The organism is Methylobacterium sp. FF17 (genome assembly GCF_025813715.1).
GTDB classification, from domain to species: Bacteria; Pseudomonadota; Alphaproteobacteria; order Rhizobiales; family Beijerinckiaceae; genus Methylobacterium; species Methylobacterium flocculans.
In genome coordinates this window covers 4,414,676-4,436,192 of the sequence record NZ_CP107532.1, presented here as the reverse complement: position 1 = coordinate 4,436,192, position 21,517 = coordinate 4,414,676, and the positions used below count along the sequence as shown (strand labels likewise).

The window sequence follows — 21,517 nt, the reverse complement described above, 5'->3', positions numbered from 1 at the left end:
CTGAGGACGCGGTTCCGTAACGACTGCACGCGGAACGGGGCGCATCACGGAATGTTGAGCGAAGGTTCATGAGCGGCCCCGACGACGAGCGGCGGTATGTTTCGTTCCATCCTCGCGATCTGTATCCTGGCGGTCATGCCCGTTGCCGTCTATTCGGCGTCCACCTGGCCCGACGAGCCGAAGGTCGACCGGGAGGCGCGCCGCCAGCGGAAGCAGTTCTTCGACCATCTCGCGGCCGGACAGACCCTGCGCCGGGAGCGGCTCCGCCGGGACTTCGACGGTGATCGGAACCCGCCCGCCGCCCGACACTGGTAGGCCCGCGCGGCCGGACGCCGGGACCGCCCGCGAGGTTTGCCGCCCGCCAGGCTCAGCGCAGGCGGAGATCCGCGACCGCGCGGCCGACCGCCGCGATCGTCGCCTCGCGCCGCGCCACGGGCGCCTCCGTCTCGGTGAGGTAGACCGCGACGAGGAGCGGCGCGCCTTCCGGGGGCCAGAGCAGGCCGACGTCGTTGGTGGTCCCCCGCGGGCCCGAACCCGTCTTGTCACCCACCTGCCAGCCCCCGGGCAATCGGGCCCGCAGACGGGAATCGCCGGTCCGGTTGCCCCGGAGCCAGCCCACGAGGATCGCCCGCGTGGCGTCGGTCAGGGCCGGCCCGAGCGTCAGGCGCTCCAGGTCCGCCAGCATCGCGGCGGGCGTGGTGGTGTCGCGGGGGTCGCCCGGCACCGCCTCGTTCAAGGTCGGCTCGGTCCGGTCCAGGCGGGTGACCGGATCGCCCAGCGTGCGCAGATAGGCCGTGAGTCCAGCGGGGCCGCCGAGGGTGGAGAGAATGAGGTTGGCGGCGGTGTTGTCGCTGAGCGTGACGGCCGCCTCGCACAGGTCCCCCAGCGCCATGCCTCCCAACTCCATGCCTCCCAACGCCATGCCGCCTGCGCCGAGGCGCGGCTGCGTGGCGGGCGAATAGTCCACGAGGTCGGCGGGTCCGTAGGGAATGCGGCGCTCCAGGCTCTCGCGGCCGGCATCGACCCGCGCCAGCACCGCGCCGGCCGCCAGGAGCTTGAAGGTGCTGCAGAGCGGGAAGCGCTCGTCGGCGCGATGCCCGAAGGTGGCGCCCGTCCGCGTATCGCGGACCCGGACGCCGAGGCGGCCCCCGCTCTCGGCCTCGAGGGCGGCGAAACGCTGCGCCAGGGCCGTGGGCGGCTCCGATCGATCGTCCGCCCGCGCCGCTTCGGGACCGGCCATCGCGGAACAGACCCAGAGCGGGCTCGCCAAGAGAGGACCCGCCAAGACAGGACCCGCGGCGAGCAGGGTGCGTCGGTTCAGCATCGCGAGGCTCCTCGGGTTGCCCGGGCCGACAGCCCGGTACGGTGGCGCCGACAGGTCGCGGCGCACGCCGGGGCGTTCCTACGAGGCCTTGGCGTGCACCACCGGGACCGCCGGCGCGCCCTCCCATTCCGAATGCGCGGGGATCGACTCGCCCTTCATCACGATGGTCAGCGGGCGCAGGCGGGCGTAGTCGCCGACCTTGGTGTCGTAGAGCACCGTCGAGAAGGCCCCCACCGAGACGCCCCGGCCGACCTCGACCCGGCCGACCTTCATGATGCGGTCCTCGTAGAGGTGCGTCTGCAGGGCGGAGGTCCGGTTGATGGTGGCGTAGTCGCCGATGGTCACGCAGTCGAACTCGGTGATGTCGGTGGTCAGCATGCACACGCCCTGCCCGACCTTCACGCCGAGGAGCCGCAGCATCCAGGGCAGGAACGGCGTGCCGACGAGGTGCTCCAGCAGCACCTTGCCGGCGAGCCCCCAGTACAGCACCGCCACCGCCTCGGTGCGCATGGCCCACCACGACCACATCGGCTGCATGCCGGGCTTGTAGACGCCCATCAGCAGCCATTTGACCGCGATGACCGTGAAGGACTGGATGAAGGCGATGGCGACGGAGACCGCGACGAAGCTGAACGCGAGGCCGGTCCAGTCCCGGGCGAGGATCGCGGGGTAGAAGTAGAAGTCGATGGCCGAAATCGCCAGGGTGATGAACAGCATCGGCGAGAACGAGGTCGAGAACGCCTCGAAGATGCCGCGCCGGAGCTTGGGGCCGATCCCCGGCTCGTAGGTCTGGGCGTTCGAGCCGAGATCGACCCGCTGGCGCGCGGGCAGCTTGATCGGCGGCGAGCCGAACCAGGTGTCGCCCGGCGTCATCAGGGCGTTGGCCGGCGGCTTCGACTTGATGCCGATGAGCACGTCCTCGGGGATGACGGTGCCCGGCGGCACCACCGCGTCGTTGCCCACGAACACGCGCGCGCCGGTGCGGACCTCGTGCAGGGTCATCCAGCCGCGCCGGATCTCCTCCTCGCCGAACACCACCTCGTCGGCCACGAAGTTGCGCGCGCCGATATCGGCCAGGTCGTAGCGCCCGCCGAGGTTGGTGGAGATCTCGGCGCCCTGCCCCATCCGGGCACCCATCAGGCGGTACCAGGCCCGCATGTAGACCGTGGCGAACAGGGACGAGAGCGTCTCCAGGGTCACCTCGGCGGCGAGCGCCACCGCCCACTTGCGCATGTAGAAGCCGCTGTGGACCGAGTAGGTCCCCGAGGAGACGCGCGGCAGCACGAGCCAGCGGATGCCCGCGATCAGCAGCACGGTGCCGGCCGTCATCAGCATGGCGGTGGGCCAGGTCAGCAGCGGCAGGTACCAGTGGTAGTCGATGTCGGTGATGTCGCCGAGCGAGTCGCTGAGCTGGTCGAAGATGTAGAAGGCCGGGAAGATCGGCAGCAGGCCGATGGCGGGGATCGCCGCCAGCAGGAAGGCGTAGAGGGCCGCGAAGCCGAGGCGCCGGCCGGGCGAGGCCGTGGCGGGCGCGGGCAGCGAATCCGGATCGGCCTCGCCGACCTTGCGCCCGGGCGAGCCGTCCCAGATCTCGGCCCGGCCCACCCGCGTGCCGGTGGGGATGGTGGTGAGGTCGCCGATCTCGGCGTGGTCGCCGATGACCGTGTCGGGGCCGATCACGCAGGAGGCGCCGATGGCGACGTCGGCGCCGATGCGGACCCGGCCGATCACCAGTTCGTCGCCCACGACTTCCGCGTTGGCGATGACGAGACGGCCGCCGAGCGAGGCGCCCGCGCCGATGCTGACGAGGTCCGGCGCGCCGATCTCGGCGTCGGAGATCAGGGCGTCCCTGCCGATGTCGGCGCCGAGGAGCCGCAGGTAGGCCACGATGGCCGGCGAGCCCTGGAGCCACTTGATGTGCACCAGCGGCGTCAGGCGCTGGGCCAGCCACCAGCGGTAATAGTACACGCCCCAGAGCGGATAGCGCCCGGGCCGGGTGCGCCCGAGGATCAGCCACTTGGCCGCCACCGCGATGGAGGCCGTCACCGCGTTGATGCCGATATAGACCAGCAGCAGCACCCCGAGCTCGCCGAAGAACCCGAGCCCGCCGCCGGTGAGGAGCAGGTAGGTCACGAAGATGCCGAGCCATTGCGCGGTCGCCAGCGCGATCACGAAGGGCAGGGCCGCGGCCTGGGCGAGGCCGCAGAGGAAGCGCCGCCGGAGGGAGGGGGCCGGGAAGCTGAGGTCGCGGATCGCCGTCTGCGCCCCCGCGCCGCCGGTGCGCGCGATCAGCGTGTCGGCCATGGCCCTGAGGGTGCGCCGTCCGTAGACGTCCTGCAGGGTGATGGCGGCCAGCGCCGGCACCTCGCGGACCGCCCCGACGAAGCGGGCGGCGAGCAGCGAGTGCCCGCCGAGATCGGCGAAGAAGTCGCCCTCGAACGGGATCGCCTGGTTGCCGAAGACGCGGTGGGCGGCAGCGAGCAGCGCGGCCTCGGTCTCGTTGCGCGGCGGCTCCTGCTCGCCCGCCGTATCGGCCACCGTGAGGGTCGCGATGCGCAGGGCCTTGCGGTCGACCTTGCCGGAGGTCAGGCGCGGCAGCACCTCCACCGCCTCGAAATGCCCCGGCACCATGTAGGGCGGCATCTGCTCGGCCAGCGTGTGGCGCAGGGCGGCCTTGTCGATCTCGGTGCCGCGCTCGGGCACCAGGAAGGCCACGAGGCGGTCGACCCCGTCATCCTGGCGCAGGACCACCGCCGCCTGGTTGATGCCGGGCTGGACCTGGATGCGCGACTCGATCTCGGCGAGCTCCACCCGGAAGCCCCGGATCTTGACCTGGTCGTCGATGCGCCCGTGGAACAGGATGTTGCCGTCGGCATCCAGCGAGACCGCGTCGCCGGAGCGGTAGAGCACCGGGTCGCTGCCGTCCGAGGCGTAGGGGTTGGCGATGAACTTCTCGGCCGTCAGCTCCGGGCGCTGCAGGTAGCCCTTCGCCACGCCGGGGCCGCCGATGAGGAGTTCGCCCTGCTGGCCCGGCCCGAGGAGTTCGAGGGCCTCGCCGGCGACGTAGACGGAATAGTTCGGGATCGGCCCGCCGATGGTCACGGGCACGCCCGGCCGCATCTCGGCGGCGGTCGCCACCACCGTGGCCTCGGTCGGCCCGTAGGTGTTGAAGAGTTTTCGCGTGGCCGTGGCCCAGCGGGCGACCAGGGGCTCGGGCAGGGCCTCGCCGCCGAGGAGCACGAGGCGCACGGTGGGCAGGTCCTGCGAGATCATCGCCAGCAGGGTCGGCACCGTGTCGAGGACGCTGACGCGGGCGCGGGCCAGGATCTCGGGCAGCGCCTCGACGTCGCCCATCATCGCGGGCGAGGCCACGAACAGGGTCGCGCCCACGAGGTAGGGCACCCAGATCTCCTCCATCGAGAGATCGAAGGCGACGGAGGCGCCCTGGAACACCACGTCGTCGGGCCGCATGCCGTAGAGGGCGTTCCCGGAGCGCAGGAAGTGGCAGATGTTGGCGTGGCTGATGACGATGCCCTTCGGCACGCCGGTCGAGCCCGACGTGTAGATGAGATAGGCCGGGTGCTCCGGGGTCAGGCCCCGCGCGCGCGGGTCGGGGACCGCGGCCTCCGCCGGCGTTCCGGTGGCGAGCGCCGCCACGGTGAGCGCCGGGGTGCCGGCCGGCGCCTGGGGGGCGAGGGCGGGCGAGACGAGGAGCGCCTTGGCCCCGGCATCGCTGAGGCAGACCGCGACGCGGTCGGCGGGGGCCTCGGCGTCGAAGGGCAGCCAGGCGGCCCCCGACAGGGTGATGCCGATCTGGGCGACGAGGAGGTCCGGCCCTCGCGCCATCCAGAGGCCGACCACGTCGCCGGGGCCGATGCCACGATGCGCGAGGCCGCGCGCGATCTCGGCGGCTTGCGCCTCCACCTGCGCATAGGTGAGAATCGGATGGGTGCCGTCGGGGCCGGTGCGCGACCCGTCGACGAGGGCCGGATGGTCGGGACGCGCCCGGGCGCTCGCGCCGAAGATCTCGCCCAGGGTCTCGTCGCGGATGAGGTCGGGACGCGGCGCTCCGCGCAGGACGGCGCGGGCGCCGGAGGCCGGCGCCGCGTCCTGTCCAGGCCCGCGCGTCTCCGCCCGGGGCCGGGTCGTTTCGGCGAGACTGCTCATCCGCTGCTCCGCTGTCGGTTCCCGATCGGTCGGGAGCCGTCCTTTTGGCCGGGTAGGCGCCCGGATCGCGCCGAAATCACGGCGCGTCTAGCACGATTGGGCGCCACGCTTGAACCGGGTTCGAACACCGAGAGGTCGCGTCAGGCCCAGCGCCAGCCCGCCCGGTCGAGGACGAGGACGCTGCCCTGGCGGATGCCGAGGCGCGGTGCGTCCCGGGTGCCGAGATGGCCGAGGATCACCAGGATCGCCCGGGCGACGCCGCCATGCGAGACGATCACGGTGGGCCGCGTCAGGCCGGTGATCGCCGGGGTCACCCGGTCCACCAACATGGCATAGCTCTCGCCGGTCCCGCCCGGGGGGCGATAGCCCCAGCGGTCGCGGTCCCGCGCCAGGGCGCCGGACGGGTCGCGGCGGCGGATCTCGGCCCAGGTCGAGCCCTCCCAGGCCCCGAAGCTGATCTCCTTCAGGCGCGCGTCGAGCCGGAAATCCCCCCGCGCGAGGTCGAGGGCGCCCCGCAGGATCTCCATGGTGCGGCGGGTCCGGACGAGGGGGCTCGCGGCGAAATCCATGGCGGCGACGTCGCTGCCGGCGACGCGCGCGAGGCGCGCGGCCACGGCCTCGGCCTGCCGCAGCCCTTCGGCGTTGAGGTCGATGTCGCGCTGCCCCTGCAGGCGGCCTTCGGCATTCCAGTCGGTCTGGCCGTGGCGGATGAAGTAGATCGGGTTCACGCCCTCAGGCCCCGCCACGCTTCGGAACAGCCGAGCCGGGGAATCGTTTTCGCACGCACATCCTGGCCCTGCATCCCGGCGGCCGCCGTATCGCGCCCCGCGATCGAGAACCGAGTCTCATCATGTCGAAGCACCACGGCAAGCATCGCCGAGGCCAAGCGTCCGGGGAATCAGGCCTTTCCGCATTGCAACGTGATGTTTCGCACCGCGGGGGCGGCAAGAAGGCCAAGCCGCATATCAAGGCTGAAGCCGAAGGGGAATCCGGAGCCGAGGTGCGGCCCCTCCTCCACCGGCCGCCCTCCTCGGCCCTCTGGGCGCACGCGGTCGAGGGCGGCGACACGGTGCCCGTCGGGGGTCCGGGGCCGCGATGCGCCCCCGCCGCCGAGGGCGTCGTCACGGTGCGGCCGGGAACCCGCTGCGATCTCGGGGCGATCGACGCCGACGCCGATGGCGGCCTCGACAAGGAGACGGCCAAGGCGGCCCTCGTCACCGAACGCGCCCGCATCGTCGCCCTGCAGGAGCGACTCTACGCCGAGCACCGGCGCAGCCTCCTCGTGGTGTTCCAGGCCATCGATACCGGCGGCAAGGACGGCACGATCCGGGCGGTGTTCGAGGGCGTGAACCCGCAGGGCTGCCGGGTCTGGTCCTTCAAGGTGCCGAGCGCCGAGGAGAGCGACCACGACTTCCTGTGGCGCTACCACGCCAAGGCCCCGGCGCGCGGCATGATCAACGTGTTCAACCGCAGCCATTACGAGGACGTGCTGGTGGTGCGGGTGAAGGACCTCGTGCCCGAGCCGGTCTGGCGGGCGCGCTACGGCCAGATCAACGATTTCGAGCGGATGCTCGCCGCCTCCGGCACCACGATCCTGAAGTTCTTCCTGCACATCTCCAAGGACGAGCAGCGGGAGCGGCTCGAGGCACGGATCGCGAACCCGGACAAGCACTGGAAGTTCGACCCGGCCGACCTCGTGGAGCGCAAGTCCTGGGACGCCTACCAGGGCGCCTTCGCGGATGCGCTGACCGAATGCTCCACGCCGCAGGCGCCCTGGCACGTGGTGCCGGCCAACCGGAAGTGGTACCGCAACCTCCTCATCGCCCGCACCATCGCCGACACCCTGGAGGCGATGGACCCGCGCTTCCCGGAGGCGAAGGCGGATCTGTCCGGCATGACCGTGCCGGAGTGATCCCCCGGCGCCGCCTCGTCGGAGCGCGAGGCGACCATGTGGGGAGCCCGATCATGGGACTTACGATCGGCGCCGTTCTCACCGGTCGGCTCGCGCCCCTGGGACCGCAGGGGCACCCGAGCGGGATCGTCAAGTGGCCCGTGTCGGGTCCGGTGGAGGTCGGCCCGCTCGGGTTCTCCGGTGACGCGCAGGGGGACCGGGTCCGTCACGGCGGGCCGGACAAGGCCGTCCATCACTACGCGCTCGATCATGCGCCGGCCTGGCGGGCGGAGCTGTCGAGCCTGCCGGATTTCGTCGACCGGCCCGGCGCCTTCGGCGAGAACCTCTCGACGCGCGGCCTCACCGAAGCGGAGGTCTGCATCGGCGACGTCTGGCGGGCCGGGACGGCGCTGCTGCAGGTCAGCCAGGGACGCCAGCCCTGCTGGAGGCTCAATGCCCGGTTCGGCGTGCCCGACATGGCGCGCCGGGTCCAGGCGAGCGGCCGCACCGGCTGGTACTATCGCGTCCTCGAAAGCGGGCGGGTGGCGGCGGGCGATGCCCTGCGGCTGGTCGAACGCCCCCATCCCGGCTGGCCGGTGACGCGGCTGGTGCGTGTCTTCTACGTCGATCGCCTCGACCGTGCGGCCCTGGCGGAGATCGCCGCCCTGCCCCCGCTCGCGCCGTCCTGGCGGACGCTGGCGACGCGCCGGCTCGAGCGGGACGCCGTGGAGGACTGGACGGCCCGCCTCGACGGGTAGGCCGGAGCGGGTCCCAGTCCTCTCCAGGCTCGGTCCGTCTCCAGGCTCGATCCGTCTCGGGACTCAATCCTTGTCGAGGCTGAGATCCGGGGCTTCCGGGTTCTTCATGCCGACGACGTGGTAGCCGGCATCCACGTGCAGGATCTCGCCGGTCATGCCCTTGCTCATGTCCGAGACGAGGTAGGTGGCGGTCTCGCCGACCTCCTCGATGGTCACGGTGCGCCGCAGGGGGGCGTTGTACTCGTTCCACTTCAGGATGTAGCGGAAATCGCCGATGCCGGAGGCGGCCAGCGTCTTGATCGGGCCGGCCGAGATCGCGTTGACGCGGATCTTCGAGGGGCCGAGATCGGCGGCGAGGTAGCGCACCGAGGCTTCGAGCGCCGCCTTGGCGACGCCCATGACGTTGTAGTGCGGCATCCACTTCTCGGCGCCGTAATAGGTCAGCGTGAGGAGCGAACCGCCGTTCTTCATCAGCTTCTCGGCCCGCTGGGCCACCGCCGTGAACGAGTAGCAGGAGATGAGGAGCGACTTGGTGAAGTTCGCCTCCGAGGTCTCGACGTAGCGGCCCGTCAGCTCGTCCTTGTCCGAGAAGGCGATGCAGTGGACGACGAAGTCGATCCCTTCCGGAAAGACCTCGGCGGTGGCGGCGAAGACCGCGTCGATCGAGGCCGGGTCGGTGACGTCGCAATGGCCCACCACGTGGGCGTCGAGCTCCCGCGCCAGGGGCTCCACCCGCTTCTTCAGGGCGTCGCCCTGGTAGGTGAAGGCCAGCTTGGCGCCGTGGGCGGCCGCCGACTTCGCGATGCCCCAGGCGATCGAACGGTTGTTGGCGACACCGAGCACGAGGCCGCGCTTGCCGGCGAGCAGGCCGCCGACGTGATCGTGAACCGGGTGCGTGTCCGCCATGTGTCACCTGAGCGAGAGCCGTTGCGCGTGAGCGCCGCCCGCCGAGCGGCGGGCGCCCACGCGCCGGGCATCCTTAGCGGAGGCGCGCCGGGGACGGAAGTGCGGGATGCGCCGCGGTCCCGGTCGGCCTCGGGAGCGGGTTCCTCAGCCGGCCTCGTCCTACCCGGCTTTGGCCGCGCGGCGCGCATTGGCGAACTCGGTGAGGGCCGGGTCCTCGGTGGCGGGCAGGGTCACGGCGGTGGTGGCGAACAGGTCGCCCCGGGTGCCGTCCTTCTTCGGCAGGCCCTTGCCCTTGAGGCGGAAGGTGCGGCCGGATCCGGTCATCGCCGGGATCTTCATCTCGACGGCCCCGGTGAGCGTCGGCACCCGGATCGGGCCGCCGAGGATCGCGTCCTCCAGGGGCACCTCCACGGAGGCGCGCAGGTCCGCGCCGTCCACGGTGAAGCGCGGATGCGGCAGGATGCGGATGGTGAGCAGGGCGTCGCCCGGGGTGCCCCGCCCGTTGGGCTGACCGAGACCGCGCAGGCGGATGGTCTGGCCGTCCACCACGCCCTTGGGCACCACCACGTCGACGTCGCGCCCGCCCGGCAGGGTCAGGCGCAGCTTCTCCTCGGAGCCCACCTGCTCCAGGGTCACGCTGAGCTCGGCCGCCACGTCCTCGCCCTTGGCGGGGCCGCGCTGCGCGCCGGGGCCGGCGCCGGCCGCCCGGAAGGCGTCGCCGAACAGGTGGGAGAAGATGTCCTCGCCGATGCCGCCCCCGCCCCCGGCCGGCCCGCGTCCGCGCGCGGCGCTCTCGAAGTCGAACCCGCCGCCGCCGGCGAAGCCGCCGCGTCCGCCGCCGAAGCCCTCGAAGCCCGTGGCGCGCGGCTTGCCGTCCGCGTCGATCTCGCCGCGGTCGAACTGCGCGCGCTTGCCCGCGTCGCCGAGGATCTCGTAGGCGCTGTTGGCCTCCGCGAAGCGGTCCTTGGCCTTCGCGTCACCCTGGTTGCGGTCGGGGTGATAGGCCTTGGCGAGCTTGCGGTAGGCCTTCTTGATGTCGGCTTCGGGGGCGCCCTTGGGGACACCCAGCACGTCGTAGGGATTTCGCATCGGTCTTCAGGATTCTCGGTGCCGCCTGGGGCCGGGCGCCTGCCCGGCTCCTTCGGATTCGTCGTTCATGTGGACGGCCTGTTGCTTCCATGCAACGGTCTCGCGCCAGAATTCGCTGCGTTTGGCGCGCCGTCAACTCACAGGATCGAACTCCGATCCCGGGCGGACCCCCGGGAACCCCTCAGCCGGCCGCCTTCGCGGCCCGCACCCGGATCAGGGTCCACTCGCCGCCGGACGGCTTGCAGCCGGTGCCGCGCAGGAAGCGTCCGCCGGTGGGCGCGATGACCGAGGCGAGGAAGTCGCGGCAGACGAGGTCGTTGGCGACGTAGGGCAGGCCGGTCGGGTTCACCGAGCCGCGCAGGGTCGTCTCCGGGTTGTCCCACTTCACCGGGCGGCCGTTCCCCTGCGGGTCGAGGGCCACCGCGAGGGCGGCCTGGGCGCGGCGCCAATCCTCGGCGCCGAGATCCTGCCCGAATCCCGGTGTGCGCCGGTCGATGCTGCCGGTCACCGTCGGCTCCTCCGGCAGCGCGGCCTTCACCAGGGCGGCTTTCGGGGTCTCCGAGGCGGCGGCCGTCTCCTCGCCCTGGAAGGTGATGATCGGCAGTCCGCACCCGCAGAGGCCGAGCAGGAGCGCCGCCCCGACGAGCGGACCCGCGCGGCGTGACGGGTCACGCGCAACTTTTCTCGATACGGCTTGGGCTTTACAGTCGCGCCGACGCATTACACCTGATCTCAACGACGTGTTGGGCCGATAACGCTCGTGTCCCACGTCGGTGCCCCCGACCCGGATCTCACCACAGGATTACACCTTGGAACGGTTAAGGATCGATGATCCCGCCTCCCGCAGCGCGGGCGGGGAGGCCCTGGGGCCCGGCGGCGACTTCACCCGCGCCGGCGACCCCTGGGCGCTGTTCGGCGCCTGGATGGCCGAGGCCGAGGCCTCGGAACCCAACGATCCCAACGCGATGGCGCTGGCCACCACCGGGGCCGACGGCCTGCCGGACGTGCGCGTGGTGCTCCTGAAGGGCGTCGATGCGCGCGGTTTCGTGTTCTACACCAACGTGGATTCCGCCAAGGGCGACGAGCTGCGCGAGAACCCGCAGGCCGCCCTGGTGCTGCACTGGAAGAGCCTGCGCCGGCAGATCCGGGCCCGGGGCCCCGTGACCCCGGTCACGGCCGAGGAGGCGGACGCCTACTTCGCCAGCCGCGCGCGCGACAGCCGCATCGGCGCCCATGCCAGCCGCCAGTCGCGTCCGCTCGCCGACCGGGCGACCCTGGAACAGGCGGTCGCGGCGGTGGCGGAGCGTTACGGCGAGGGCCCGGTGCCGCGCCCGGAGAACTGGACGGGCTTTCGCATCGCGCCGGTCGCGATCGAGTTCTGGCAGGACGGGCCGTTCCGGCTGCACGACCGGGTCCGCTTCACCCGCGACGGCGAGGCCTGGCGCGGGGCGCGGCTCTATCCCTGAGCCGCCCCTCCCTCGTGCTGCGTCGCGGGATGGCGCTGGATTTCGGGGCCGGCGCCGCTTAGACCTGAACGCGGTGTGGGGGTATCTCGGGCGGGGCGGTGACGCCGCGCGGAATGCCGGCCCATCCGAGAAGGAACGGTCTTGGCCTCATCCAACGAACGCCGGCGCGTCATGCTGCTCACGGGGGCGAGCCGTGGCATCGGCCACGCCACCGTCAAACGCTTTTCGGCCGCCGGCTGGCGGGTGATCACCTGCTCCCGCCACGCGTTTCCGGAGAACTGTCCCTGGGAGATGGGCCCGGAGGATCACCTCCAGGTCGACCTCGCCGACCCGGCCGACACGGTGCGGGGCATCGCGGAGGTGGCCGGGCGCCTCGCCGCCGAGGGCGGCCTGCTCCACGCGCTGGTCAACAACGCGGGCATCTCGCCCAAGGGCCCGCAGGGCGAGCGCCTCGGCGCCATCGCCACCGATTTCAGCGACTGGCAGCGGGTGTTCCAGGTCAACCTGTTCGCCCCCCTCCTCCTGGCGCGGGGTCTCTGCGAGGAGCTGACCCGGGCCAAGGGCTCCATCGTCAACGTGACCTCGATCGCGGGATCCCGCGTCCACCCCTTCGCGGGCGCCGCCTACGGCACCTCGAAGGCGGCGCTCGCCGGCCTGACCCGCGAGATGGCGAGCGATTTCGGCCCCCTCGGGGTCCGGGTCAACGCGATCTCCCCGGGCGAGATCGACACCGCGATCCTGTCGCCCGGCACCGACAAGATCGTCGCCGGCATTCCCCAGCGCCGCCTCGGCACCCCCGACGAGGTCGCCAAGGCGATCTACTTCCTGTGCACCGAGGCCTCGTCCTACGTGAACGGCGCCGAGCTGCACATCAACGGCGGCCAGCATGTCTGAGCGGGCGGTGCGCCTCGTCGCCCTCCTGGTCGCCGCCGCGCCGCTCCTCACCGGACCCGCTTCGGCCGAACCCACCGTCGCGATCCTCGACCTGCCCTTCCGCGCCCGCGCCCTGCGGGGGCCCGGCAGCGAGGTCGCGGTCGCGGTGGCCACCTCCGGCCTGCTGCCCCTGGCGCGTCCGCGCGGGGGCGACCCGGCCCGCGCGGACGGGGACGCGCCCATCGCGGTGGCCTGGGGCGATGGCGGCGGCGCGGCGCTGAGCCTCGTCGAGGGCCGCGTGACGACCACGCTCCTCGGCGCCGAGGCGGTGGAGGGCCTGGCCGCGTCCGAGACCCCGCGCGGCGCCCTGCCCGGCTCCCGCCGCGCCGTGTCCGGCCCCCTGAGCGCGCATCTCGCGGACCCCGTGCCCGCCCTCGCCGGCGGCCCCGAGCAGGCCGCCCACCTCGTCATCCGCGAGCGCCAGCCCGTGGCGATGGGGGGCGACCCGAAGCCGGTGCCCGTCGCCACCACCACCCTGTCGCCGGCGCCCGAGGCGGCCTTCGCCCTGCGCCGCCCCCGCCTGACCCGCTTCGCGGGCGGGCCCGCCCTGGTCGCGGTCACGATCGCCCCCTCGGGGGGCAGCGCGCTGGCCCTGTTCACGAAGCCGGAAGCCGGCTGGACGCTCCACGCCCGCGGCCCCGCGCAGGACACGGCGCCGGGCGGCCAGCCCCTCAAGCCGGCGGCCGTCGCGGATTTCTCCGGCGCGGGCCAGCCCCAGGTCGCCGCCGTGGCGGCCCCCGACCGGGCGGGGCTGCTGCAGCTCTGGACCCTGGAGGGCGGCGCCCTGCGCCTCGCCCACGAGGCGCCGGGCTACACCAACGTCTCCCCCGGCGAGGGCGAGGCGGATCTCGCCGCCCTGGTCGAGCCCGCCCGGGACGGCGCCCCCGAACGCGCCTTGCCGGAACGCGTCTTGCCGGAACGCGTCTTGCCGGAACGCGCCTTGCCGGAACGCGCCTTGCCGGAACTCGCCCTGCCGGTGGCGGACCGGAGCGCCCTGGCGATCGTCTCCCTGAAGGACGGCATCCGCGAGCGCGCGCGCGCGACCCTGCCGGGGCCGGCCGCCTTCGGGGTGGTCAGCCTCGGGCGGGGGGCCGCCGCCCGCCTCCTCGTCGGCCTCGCCGACGGCCGCATCGCCGTGGTGACGCCGTGAGCGACGCGGGCGCGGACGCGGCGCAATCCCGGCTGTTTCCCACCCGGCCCTTCGTCGGCACCTCCATCGCGGTCCTGCGAGGGGACCGGGTGCTCCTCGCCGCGCGCGCCAACGAGCCGATGCGCGGGGTCTGGACCCTGCCCGGCGGCCTCGTGGAGGCGGGCGAGCCCCTGGCCCAGGCCGCCCTGCGGGAATTGCAGGAGGAGGTCGGCCTGGCGGCGGAGGTGGTCGGCGTCCTCAGCCCCACCGAGATCATCCTGCGCGACGCGGCGGGCCGCGTGCGCCATCACTACGTCGTCCATCCCCACGCCGCCCGCTGGACCGGGGGCGAGCCCACGGCCGGGCCGGAGGCCCTCGGGGTGCGCTGGGTCACCCTGGCCGAACTCGCCACCCTGGACACCACGCCGGGCCTCGCCGACACCGTGCGGGAGGCCTTCGCCCGTGCCGCCGGACACGGGGAGCCGGTGGCGTGAGGATCCGCGCGCTCGGCCTCGCCGCCCTCGCCCTCCTGCTGGCCGTGCCCGAGCCCGGGCAGGCCCAGCAATCCCGGGGCGGCTCCTCCCGCCCCACCCCGGCCAAGCCCGCCGAGAAGGAGCCGCCGCCCCCGCCCGAGCCGCCGCCGGCACCCTACGACCGCGACCTGCTGCGGCTCTCCGAAATCATCGGGTCGCTCGCCTTCCTGCGCGAACTCTGCGCCACCCCGGACGCCGCCGAGTGGCCCGCCCGGATGAAGGCCCTGATGGAGGCCGAGGGCGTCACCCCGAACCGGCGCGACCGGCTCGCCGGCGCCTACAATCGCGGCTATCGCGGCTACAGCCTCACCTACCGGGTCTGCACCCCCGCCGCCGCCGAGGCCGCGGGACGCTTCATCGCCGAGGGCGAACGCCTCTCGCACGCCCTGGCGAGCCGCTTCGGGGGATGAGCGATGCCGGGTCCGGCCGAAGGGTTCGCGCGCTGCGAACGTGACGGCCGAAGCGCTCAGCGACGGCGTGTGATGCGGCCGGGCCACAGGTTCTTCGCGCCGCACCGAAATGAAGAATTTGAGCGCCCGCGTTAACCGCTTCGCAATTCCTGGCTTTGCGAAGCCGGCGACCCGCCCTATCCTCATGGGACTGGCCGGGGGGTTCGCCGGCCCAAACGATGATGTGGCCCATGCACATGGAAACGGTCTCCGCGCCCTTCGAGGCGGATCTCGACGACAAGCGCGCCGCGCTGGGCTACGTCTCGGAAGCCTTCGCGGAGGGCTGTCTCGACGGTCTCGACGGGGACTGCATGGCCCAGGCCGCCCTGTTCGCAGCCTTCCAGGAACTCGTCACCACCTACGGCGAGGAAGCCACCGCCCTCTATGCGGAAGGCTTTCCGGATCGCATCCGGGGTGGGGCGTTCACGACGAGCCCGCAGCACTGAGGTATTGGTGGCGGCTCACGGGTGTGAGCCGATCCGCACAGACAGAATCAAGGGCGAGTCCGGCCGGGCTCGCCCTTTTTCACTCAGGATTGTATGATTTCGGAATCGCACGCTAAGGTCTTGATGTCGAACCGCTGACCGTCGATTGGATTCTGCGAATCCGATCCACGACGGTCGCCATCCACGACGGTCGCCCTCGCCGTGCCCGTCATGCGCAAGAGTATCCCGCGTAAGACTAAATAGGGCCGACATGGCGCAGACTTGGCTTTCAGAGCGATCTGCCGCCCACCTTTCGTTCTCACCCCCTTTTGATACGCTCGGCCTACCGTGATCGAGACGAACCCGAAAAAACCCCGCCCACCTTATAACCCAGCGATGCTGCGTTGGGCGCGGGAATGGCGTGGTTTGAGCGTCGAGGACGCAGCGAAGGCCATCAGCAAAGATGCTGCCGACATCCTGGCTTGGGAGGCTCCTGGCAGCGAGGCTGGTCCAACGGTCAAGCAAGCCCGCCGACTGGCGGATGCTTACGGTCGCGCCTTCATCGAATTTTTCCGGAAGGCTCCTCCCACCGAGACGCCGGTCGAGATTGCCCCGGATTTCAGGCAGCGAACAGACGACCGATCCGCGGAACAAGAATGGCAGCTTCGCTCACTGCAGAAATGGGCAGCATCTCAGCGCCTGAACACGATCGATCTGTTTGCGGCGATAGGCGAGGACGTCCCGAAGCTGCCTGAAGGTCTGAGAGCAGATACTGACGACGGTACCGAAGAGGCAGCGAATTCCTCGAGGGCAGCCCTTGGTTTGTCTGTCGCAGACCAGTTGAATATGCCGCGCTCTGACCGTGATAAGTTTCCAAACGTTCTGCGCTCCCATCTGGAACGTGCTGGAATTCTTACGCTCAAACATGCCGATCTGAAGAAGATCGGTGCTCGGGGGCTTTGCCTTGCGCATGATGTCCTGCCTACGATCGTCTATACAGGAGAGTCACCCGGGGCGCAGGTGTTTACACTTGCTCACGAGCTTGGTCATGTTCTCCTTCGCGCGAGTGCGGTCAGTGACACAGAGCCGTTTGCCCGGACTATCGGCACCGGTCGGCCTAGGGTTGAGCGATGGTGCGACAGGTTTTCAGCGGCATTCCTCATGCCACGGGACGCGATGAACATCGTTCGGCCTAAGCCGAGCATCCCGCTCGAGAAAATAGCGGATGAGGAAATCAGGTCTATCTCAGAGATTTTTAAGGTCAGTAAGCATGCGGCGCTGATTAGGCTGGTGAATCTGAGGTATGTGGAGCCCAATTTCTATTGGCGGCAGAAGCGGCCTGTATACGTGCGGGAAGAGGCTGACTATGCAGGCTTTGGTAGGCCCAGGTACTATGGCTCAAGATATCGTTCAAGGCTTGGAGATCTATATACCGGACTTGTCATTGAAGCTTGGAGTACGGGAAAGATAACGAACCATAGTGCCTCCGAGTTCATGGGTATAAAGAACTTGGAGCATCTTTTTCGCATCCGCGAAGAGTTCGCAGTTTAGCATGAAAAGGTATTGTCTCGACACATCGGGATTTTCCAATCCGATGGAGACGACTCCGGAAGATATACATGTTTCGTTGTGGCGCTTGATGGGCGCCATGGTTCGATCTGGATGCTTGGCTTGCACTGCGGAGATTTATGCGGAGCTCACGCGCATGCCGGGCGGCATCGGAGAATGCCTGCGTGGTAACGAGCGCGTTCTCTTGCTCGATGTTGATGACGAGCATTGGCCAGCAAATGTCTACATCGAATGCGTGGTCCGGATGCAGACCGACTACGAAGGCGTCATCGCCGAGTACAACAGCGATCGCAGGCAAACGGTCGGCCTGAATGACATAACGATCATCGCCTTGGCGAAAACGTTGGGCATTCCTCTGATCAGCATGGAAGTATCAGCCGGGACTTCAACCGTTAAGAGGCGAATTCCGGATATCTGCCAGCTGGAGGGCGTCGAGCACCTGACCTTCAATGACATGCTCCGTCGTGAGGGGCATACGATCTAGGATTGGCGCTTTCGACCAAGTCCTATTGCGGTCCGCTCGTCAGGACATCCGATGTTTGGCGACGATGCGCGGTCGTTCGGGGGCCGCGCGTTTGCGGTCACCCCCATGTCGTGCAGGTCTCTCACAGCCGAAAGGATCATCATCCGGTGATCGGCGTGGGCGAAACGGCCCCAGCCTCACCCCACCGCCAACGCCTCCTCGAACACCACCGCCTCGCCCCGCGACGGCTCCGTCACTACCCCCTCCCACATCACGCAATGGCCCCGCACCAGGGTGCCCACCGGCCAGCCGGTCACGGTGACGCCGTCATAGGGGGTCCAGCCGCATTTCGAGGCGATCCAGTCGTTGCGGATGGTCTCGCGGCGCTTGAGGTCCACCAGCGTCACGTCGGCGTCGTAGCCGACCGCGAGGCGGCCTTTCCGGGCGATGCCGAACAGGCGCTTCGGGCCCGCGCTGGTGAGGTCGACGAACCGGGCCAGCGACAGCCGGCCGGCGGCGACGTGGTCGAGCATGATCGGCACCAGGGTCTGCACGCCCGTCATGCCCGAGGGTGAATTCGGATAGGGCTTGGCCTTCTCCGAGAGCAGGTGCGGCGCGTGGTCGGAGCCGAGCACGTCGGCGACGCCCTGTGCCAGCCCGTGCCAGATGCCGTCGCGGTGGTCCGCGCCCCGCACCGGCGGGTTCATCTGCACCAGGGTGCCGAGGCGCGCGTAAGCCTCGTCGCCGTCGAGGGTGAGGTGGTGGGGCGTCACCTCGCAGGTCGCCACGTCCTTGGCGTCGGCGAGGTAGGCCATCTCCTCCTTCGTGGAGATGTGCAGGATGTGGATGCGCGCCCCCGTGGCGCGGGCGATGCGCACGAGGCGCTGCGTCGCCTTGAGCGCGGCCTCGGGCGAGCGCCAGACCGGGTGGGAGGAGGGGTCGCCGGCCACGCGCAGGTCCTTTCGCGCGCGCAGCATCGGCTCGTCCTCGGCGTGGAAGGCGGCGCGGCGGCGGGTGCGCTTCAGGATTTCGGTGACCCCGGCATCGTCCTCCACCAGCAGCGAACCCGTGGAGGAGCCCACGAACACCTTGATGCCGGCCGCCCCCGGCAGGCGCTCGAGCTCCGGCACCAGGGCGGCGTTCTCGTGGGTGCCGCCCACCCAGAAGGCGAAGTCGCAATGCATGCGGTGGTGCGCGCGGGCCACCTTGTCGGCCAGCGCCTCGGCGCTGGTGGTCAGCGGGTTGGTGTTCGGCATCTCGAACACCGCCGTGACGCCGCCCATGACGGCGGCGCGGGAGCCTGATTCGAGATCCTCCTTGTGGTCGAGCCCTGGCTCGCGGAAATGCACCTGGCTGTCGATCACCCCGGGGAGCAGGTGCAGGCCGGTGCAGTCGCGCCGCTCGGCCGCCGCGGCGCCGGAGAGGTCGCCCAGGGCCGCGACGCGCCCGGCGCGGATGCCGAGATCGGTGCGGTGTTCGCCGTCCTGGTTCACCACCGTGCCGCCGGCGAGGATGAGGTCGAAGGGCTGGTCCATTCCGGGTCTCCTCGGGCGGGTCCGTCCGGGGCGCATTGAGACGGGGTCGCGGGCGGCTTATGTCAGCTCCCGGTGGCGCGCAATGCCGCCGTCGAGGAGTCGCCATGCCCATCGCCCTGCTGCCGGACCGCGCCGTCGTCACCGTCACGGGCGAGGACGCGCCGGGCTTCCTGCAGGGCGTGGTGACCTGCAATGTCGAGACGCTCGAGCCCGGCGAAGCGCGGCTGGGCGCCCTGCTCACGCCCCAGGGCAAGATCCTGTTCGACTTCCTCCTCGCCCGCGCGGGCGACGGCTACCACCTCGACGTGGCGGCCGACCGCGCGGCCGACCTCGCCAAGCGCCTCGGCCTCTACCGCCTGCGCGCCCGGGTGACGATCGCCCTCGACCCGACCCTCGGGGTCGCCGCCGCCTGGGACGGGGCCACCACCGCGGCGACGGTCGCCCGCCTCCGCGACGGCCGCCTCGATGCCCTCGGCGCGCGCCTCCACTTCGAGGCCGGCGCCTTCTCGGCGGATGCGACGGAGGCCGAGTACCACGCCCACCGCATCCGGATCGGCATCCCCGAGGGCGGACGCGACTTCCCCTGGTCCGACGCCTTCCCGCACGAGGCGCTGATGGACCAGCTCGGCGGCGTCGATTTCCGCAAGGGCTGCTATGTCGGCCAGGAGGTGGTCTCGCGCATGCAGCACCGCGGCACCGCCCGCACCCGGATCGTGCCCCTCGTGGCGGTGTCCGAGGAGGCGCTGGAGGCCGGCGCGGAGATCACCGCCGGGCAGCGCACCCTCGGCACGGTGGGGAGCGTCGCCGGCCGGCGCGGCCTCGGGCTCCTGCGCCTCGACCGCCTCGCCGACGCGCTGGCCGCCGGCGAACCCCTGCGGGCCGGCCGGGCCCCCGTCGGCGTCGAGAAGCCGGCCTTCGCGACCTTCGCGTTTCCCGAGGCGGGCCAAGCCGGTTAAGGCCTCGCCGATGCACACCGACGCCTCCGGCCTGATCCACCATCCCGACGGCTGCGCCCGCTGCTGGTGGGCCGGCACCGACCCGGTCTACGTCGCCTATCACGACACCGAGTGGGGCGTGCCCGAGCGCGACGGCCGCGCCCTCTACGAGAAGCTGATCCTGGACGGGTTCCAGGCGGGCCTGTCCTGGATCACCATCCTGCGCCGCCGCGAGGGGTTTCGCCGGGCCTTCGTCGAGTTCGACCCCGAGGCCATCGCGCGCTTCACGCCGGCCGACGTCGAGCGGCTGATGCAGGACACCGGCATCATCCGGAACCGGGCCAAGATCGTCGGCACCATCGCGGGCGCGCGGGCCTACCTCGCCATCGAGGCGCGGGGACCGGGGTTCAGCCGCTTCCTGTGGGATTTCGTGGACGGGGCGCCGATCCAGGGCCGGGCGGTCGACCGGGCGGGCATCGCCACCGAGACCGAGGTCTCGCGAAAACTGTCCCGGGCCCTGAAGGCCGAGGGCTTCGCCTTCTGCGGCCCGACCATCGTCCACGCCTTCATGCAGGCGGTCGGACTGGTCAACGACCACCTCGCCGGCTGCCATCGCCACGCCGCCTGCGCCGCCCTGGGGGCCCGGGCATGACCGGCCCGCGCGCGCGCGCTTGGCAGCGCATGCTGTCGGGCCGGCGCCTCGACCTCCTCGACCCGTCCCCGCGCGACATCGAGATCGCCGACATCGCCCACGGCCTCGCCCGGGTCGCCCGCTGGAACGGGCAGACGGCGGGTCCGCACGTCTTCTCGGTCGCCCAGCATGCCCTGCTGGTGGAGGCGATCGGCGATGCACTGGATCCGCAGCTTGATGCAGCCGCGCGCCTCGAACTTCTGCTGCATGATGCACCGGAATACGTGATCGGCGACATCATCTCGCCCTTCAAGGCGACGATCGGCGACTCCTACAAGGCGGTGGAGCGCCGGCTCCTCGCGGCGATCCGCCAGCGCTTCGGCCTGCCCGATCCCAGGCCGGCGCGGATCGCCCTGGTCAAGCGGGCGGACGGCATCGCGGCCTACCACGAAGCCGTTGAACTCGCAGGATTTTCGCGGGACGAGGCCGATGTGGTCTTCGGGGCCTGCGCGGCGCTCCGCCCCGATGCCGGCGCGCTGCTCGCGCCCTGGCCCACCGACGTCGCGCAGACCCGCTTCCTCACCCGCTTCCACGCCCTGACCGGCCCGGATTCCTGATGCCCCACCTCCAGGTCTGCCCCCTCTCCCGCCTGCCCGAGACCCTCGCGGCGTCCGGGGCGGAGCACCTCATGACCCTGATGAAGCAGGGCACTGCGATCGCCCGGCCCGCGGGCATCGCAGAGGGGCGCCACTGCGTGATCGAGGCCAGCGACATCGTCGCGCCGCTGGACGGCCACGTGATTCCGGACGAGGCGCACGTGGCCGCGATCCTCGCCTTCGCCCGGGCCTGGGACCGGCAGCAGCCGCTCCTGATCCACTGCTACGCCGGGATCAGCCGCTCGACGGCGGCCGCCTACCTCGTCGCCTGCGCCCTGGCGCCGGAGCGCGACGAGGCCGAAATCGCCCGGAGCCTCCGGGTGGCCTCGCCCTCGGCGACGCCGAACGCGCTCCTCGTGGCCATCGCCGACAGCATGCTGGACCGCCATGGGCGGATGGTCGCGGCGATCACCGGGATCGGACGCGGCGCCGACGCCTTCGAGGGCGAGGTTTTCCGCCTGGCGTTAACGTCGGACATCCGGACTCGGCTCTAAGTCATCTGCTCGGCGTAAGAATTGGATCCAGGGCCTGCACTCCTCGCCCCGCTTCGGGTGAACCGACTGGGGTGTGGCGCAAACGCCGCCCCGTACGACGAAACGCGGCGGGTTACCGCGGATCGGGTTGCCGGCTTCCGGGCAGCAGGCTTAGACCGTCAGAA

Annotated in this window: 22 protein-coding genes; 15 read left to right on the top strand and 7 right to left on the bottom strand. The window is 71.2% G+C overall.

What is annotated here, in order from left to right; translation table 11 throughout:
• Nucleotides 1–96 precede the first annotated feature (96 nt).
• Nucleotides 97–315, top strand: coding sequence for a hypothetical protein (locus tag OF380_RS21295; protein WP_264047344.1), 219 nt, complete (start codon nucleotides 97–99; stop codon nucleotides 313–315).
• Nucleotides 316–367: 52 nt separating this feature from the next.
• Here the strand turns inward: OF380_RS21295 and bla are convergent, their stop codons facing one another.
• The 3 genes from bla to OF380_RS21280 form a co-directional block, all read right to left on the bottom strand.
• Complete coding sequence (gene bla, locus OF380_RS21290; protein WP_264047343.1) at nucleotides 368–1,324, bottom strand: class A beta-lactamase; 957 nt, start codon at nucleotides 1,322–1,324, stop codon at nucleotides 368–370.
• A 78-nt stretch (nucleotides 1,325–1,402) separates the two neighbouring features.
• Nucleotides 1,403–5,491 (bottom strand): Pls/PosA family non-ribosomal peptide synthetase, encoded by a 4,089-nt coding sequence (locus tag OF380_RS21285; RefSeq protein WP_264047341.1) that lies wholly within the window; start codon nucleotides 5,489–5,491, stop codon nucleotides 1,403–1,405.
• Nucleotides 5,492–5,631: 140 nt separating this feature from the next.
• Nucleotides 5,632–6,219 (bottom strand): histidine phosphatase family protein, encoded by a 588-nt coding sequence (locus OF380_RS21280; RefSeq protein ID WP_264047339.1) that lies wholly within the window; start codon nucleotides 6,217–6,219, stop codon nucleotides 5,632–5,634.
• A 122-nt stretch (nucleotides 6,220–6,341) separates the two neighbouring features.
• Between OF380_RS21280 and OF380_RS21275 the strand changes: the two genes are divergently transcribed.
• Both OF380_RS21275 and OF380_RS21270 read left to right on the top strand, forming a co-directional pair.
• On the top strand, nucleotides 6,342–7,403 hold the full coding sequence (locus tag OF380_RS21275) for a polyphosphate kinase 2 family protein (RefSeq protein WP_264047337.1): 1,062 nt from the start codon (nucleotides 6,342–6,344) through the stop codon (nucleotides 7,401–7,403).
• Nucleotides 7,404–7,456: 53 nt separating this feature from the next.
• Nucleotides 7,457–8,140 (top strand): MOSC domain-containing protein, encoded by a 684-nt coding sequence (locus OF380_RS21270; RefSeq protein ID WP_264047335.1) that lies wholly within the window; start codon nucleotides 7,457–7,459, stop codon nucleotides 8,138–8,140.
• A 63-nt stretch (nucleotides 8,141–8,203) separates the two neighbouring features.
• Here the strand turns inward: OF380_RS21270 and fabI are convergent, their stop codons facing one another.
• The 3 genes from fabI to OF380_RS21255 form a co-directional block, all read right to left on the bottom strand.
• The gene (fabI, locus tag OF380_RS21265) at nucleotides 8,204–9,046 is read right to left on the bottom strand and encodes an enoyl-ACP reductase FabI (RefSeq protein ID WP_264047333.1); all 843 of its coding nucleotides are present in this window, start codon (nucleotides 9,044–9,046) and stop codon (nucleotides 8,204–8,206) included.
• 159 nt (nucleotides 9,047–9,205) lie between these two features.
• Entirely contained in the window at nucleotides 9,206–10,135 is a 930-nt protein-coding gene (locus OF380_RS21260) for a DnaJ C-terminal domain-containing protein (protein ID WP_264047331.1), read from the bottom strand.
• Between the two features lie 181 nt (nucleotides 10,136–10,316).
• Nucleotides 10,317–10,856 carry an RT0821/Lpp0805 family surface protein gene (locus OF380_RS21255; protein WP_264047330.1) on the bottom strand — a complete coding sequence of 180 codons (540 nt, stop codon included), beginning with the start codon at nucleotides 10,854–10,856 and terminating at the stop codon, nucleotides 10,317–10,319.
• A gap of 202 nt (nucleotides 10,857–11,058) precedes the next feature.
• Here OF380_RS21255 and pdxH point away from each other — a divergent pair, with 202 nt between their 5' ends.
• From pdxH to OF380_RS21215, 8 genes are all read left to right on the top strand, one after another.
• Nucleotides 11,059–11,601 (top strand): pyridoxamine 5'-phosphate oxidase, encoded by a 543-nt coding sequence (gene pdxH / locus OF380_RS21250; protein ID WP_264051427.1) that lies wholly within the window; start codon nucleotides 11,059–11,061, stop codon nucleotides 11,599–11,601.
• A gap of 171 nt (nucleotides 11,602–11,772) precedes the next feature.
• Nucleotides 11,773–12,495, top strand: a complete 723-nt coding sequence (locus tag OF380_RS21245) for an SDR family NAD(P)-dependent oxidoreductase (RefSeq protein ID WP_264051426.1) — start codon at nucleotides 11,773–11,775, stop codon at nucleotides 12,493–12,495.
• The gene (locus OF380_RS21240) at nucleotides 12,488–13,684 is read left to right on the top strand and encodes a hypothetical protein (protein WP_264047328.1); all 1,197 of its coding nucleotides are present in this window, start codon (nucleotides 12,488–12,490) and stop codon (nucleotides 13,682–13,684) included. Before OF380_RS21245 ends, OF380_RS21240 begins: the two co-directional genes overlap by 8 nt.
• Nucleotides 13,681–14,157 (top strand): NUDIX hydrolase, encoded by a 477-nt coding sequence (locus OF380_RS21235; protein WP_264047326.1) that lies wholly within the window; start codon nucleotides 13,681–13,683, stop codon nucleotides 14,155–14,157. The genes OF380_RS21240 and OF380_RS21235 overlap by 4 nt, the downstream gene beginning before the upstream one ends.
• On the top strand, nucleotides 14,154–14,606 hold the full coding sequence (locus OF380_RS21230; RefSeq protein ID WP_404810486.1) for a TIGR02301 family protein: 453 nt from the start codon (nucleotides 14,154–14,156) through the stop codon (nucleotides 14,604–14,606). The genes OF380_RS21235 and OF380_RS21230 overlap by 4 nt, the downstream gene beginning before the upstream one ends.
• Nucleotides 14,607–14,836: 230 nt before the next feature.
• Complete coding sequence (locus OF380_RS21225) at nucleotides 14,837–15,091, top strand: hypothetical protein (RefSeq protein ID WP_404810485.1); 255 nt, start codon at nucleotides 14,837–14,839, stop codon at nucleotides 15,089–15,091.
• Nucleotides 15,092–15,496: 405 nt separating this feature from the next.
• Nucleotides 15,497–16,621 (top strand): ImmA/IrrE family metallo-endopeptidase, encoded by a 1,125-nt coding sequence (locus tag OF380_RS21220; RefSeq protein ID WP_264047324.1) that lies wholly within the window; start codon nucleotides 15,497–15,499, stop codon nucleotides 16,619–16,621.
• Nucleotide 16,622: 1 nt separating this feature from the next.
• Complete coding sequence (locus tag OF380_RS21215) at nucleotides 16,623–17,123, top strand: DUF4411 family protein (RefSeq protein ID WP_318784257.1); 501 nt, start codon at nucleotides 16,623–16,625, stop codon at nucleotides 17,121–17,123.
• Nucleotides 17,124–17,299: 176 nt separating this feature from the next.
• Here OF380_RS21215 and OF380_RS21210 read toward each other — a convergent pair whose 3' ends face one another.
• A complete protein-coding gene (locus tag OF380_RS21210) occupies nucleotides 17,300–18,637 on the bottom strand; it encodes a dihydroorotase (protein WP_264047320.1) in 1,338 nt (445 codons plus the stop codon).
• A 104-nt stretch (nucleotides 18,638–18,741) separates the two neighbouring features.
• On the opposite strand from OF380_RS21210, the gene ygfZ reads away from it, so the two are divergent.
• The 4 genes from ygfZ to OF380_RS21190 are packed head-to-tail and all read left to right on the top strand — an operon-like array spanning nucleotide 18,742 to nucleotide 21,353.
• Complete coding sequence (gene ygfZ, locus OF380_RS21205) at nucleotides 18,742–19,593, top strand: CAF17-like 4Fe-4S cluster assembly/insertion protein YgfZ (RefSeq protein WP_264047319.1); 852 nt, start codon at nucleotides 18,742–18,744, stop codon at nucleotides 19,591–19,593.
• Nucleotides 19,594–19,603: 10 nt separating this feature from the next.
• Nucleotides 19,604–20,224, top strand: coding sequence for a DNA-3-methyladenine glycosylase I (locus OF380_RS21200; RefSeq protein WP_264047318.1), 621 nt, complete (start codon nucleotides 19,604–19,606; stop codon nucleotides 20,222–20,224).
• Nucleotides 20,221–20,820, top strand: coding sequence for an HD family hydrolase (locus tag OF380_RS21195; protein WP_264047316.1), 600 nt, complete (start codon nucleotides 20,221–20,223; stop codon nucleotides 20,818–20,820). Before OF380_RS21200 ends, OF380_RS21195 begins: the two co-directional genes overlap by 4 nt.
• Entirely contained in the window at nucleotides 20,820–21,353 is a 534-nt protein-coding gene (locus OF380_RS21190; RefSeq protein ID WP_264047315.1) for a tyrosine phosphatase family protein, read from the top strand. Before OF380_RS21195 ends, OF380_RS21190 begins: the two co-directional genes overlap by 1 nt.
• Nucleotides 21,354–21,517 lie beyond the last annotated feature (164 nt).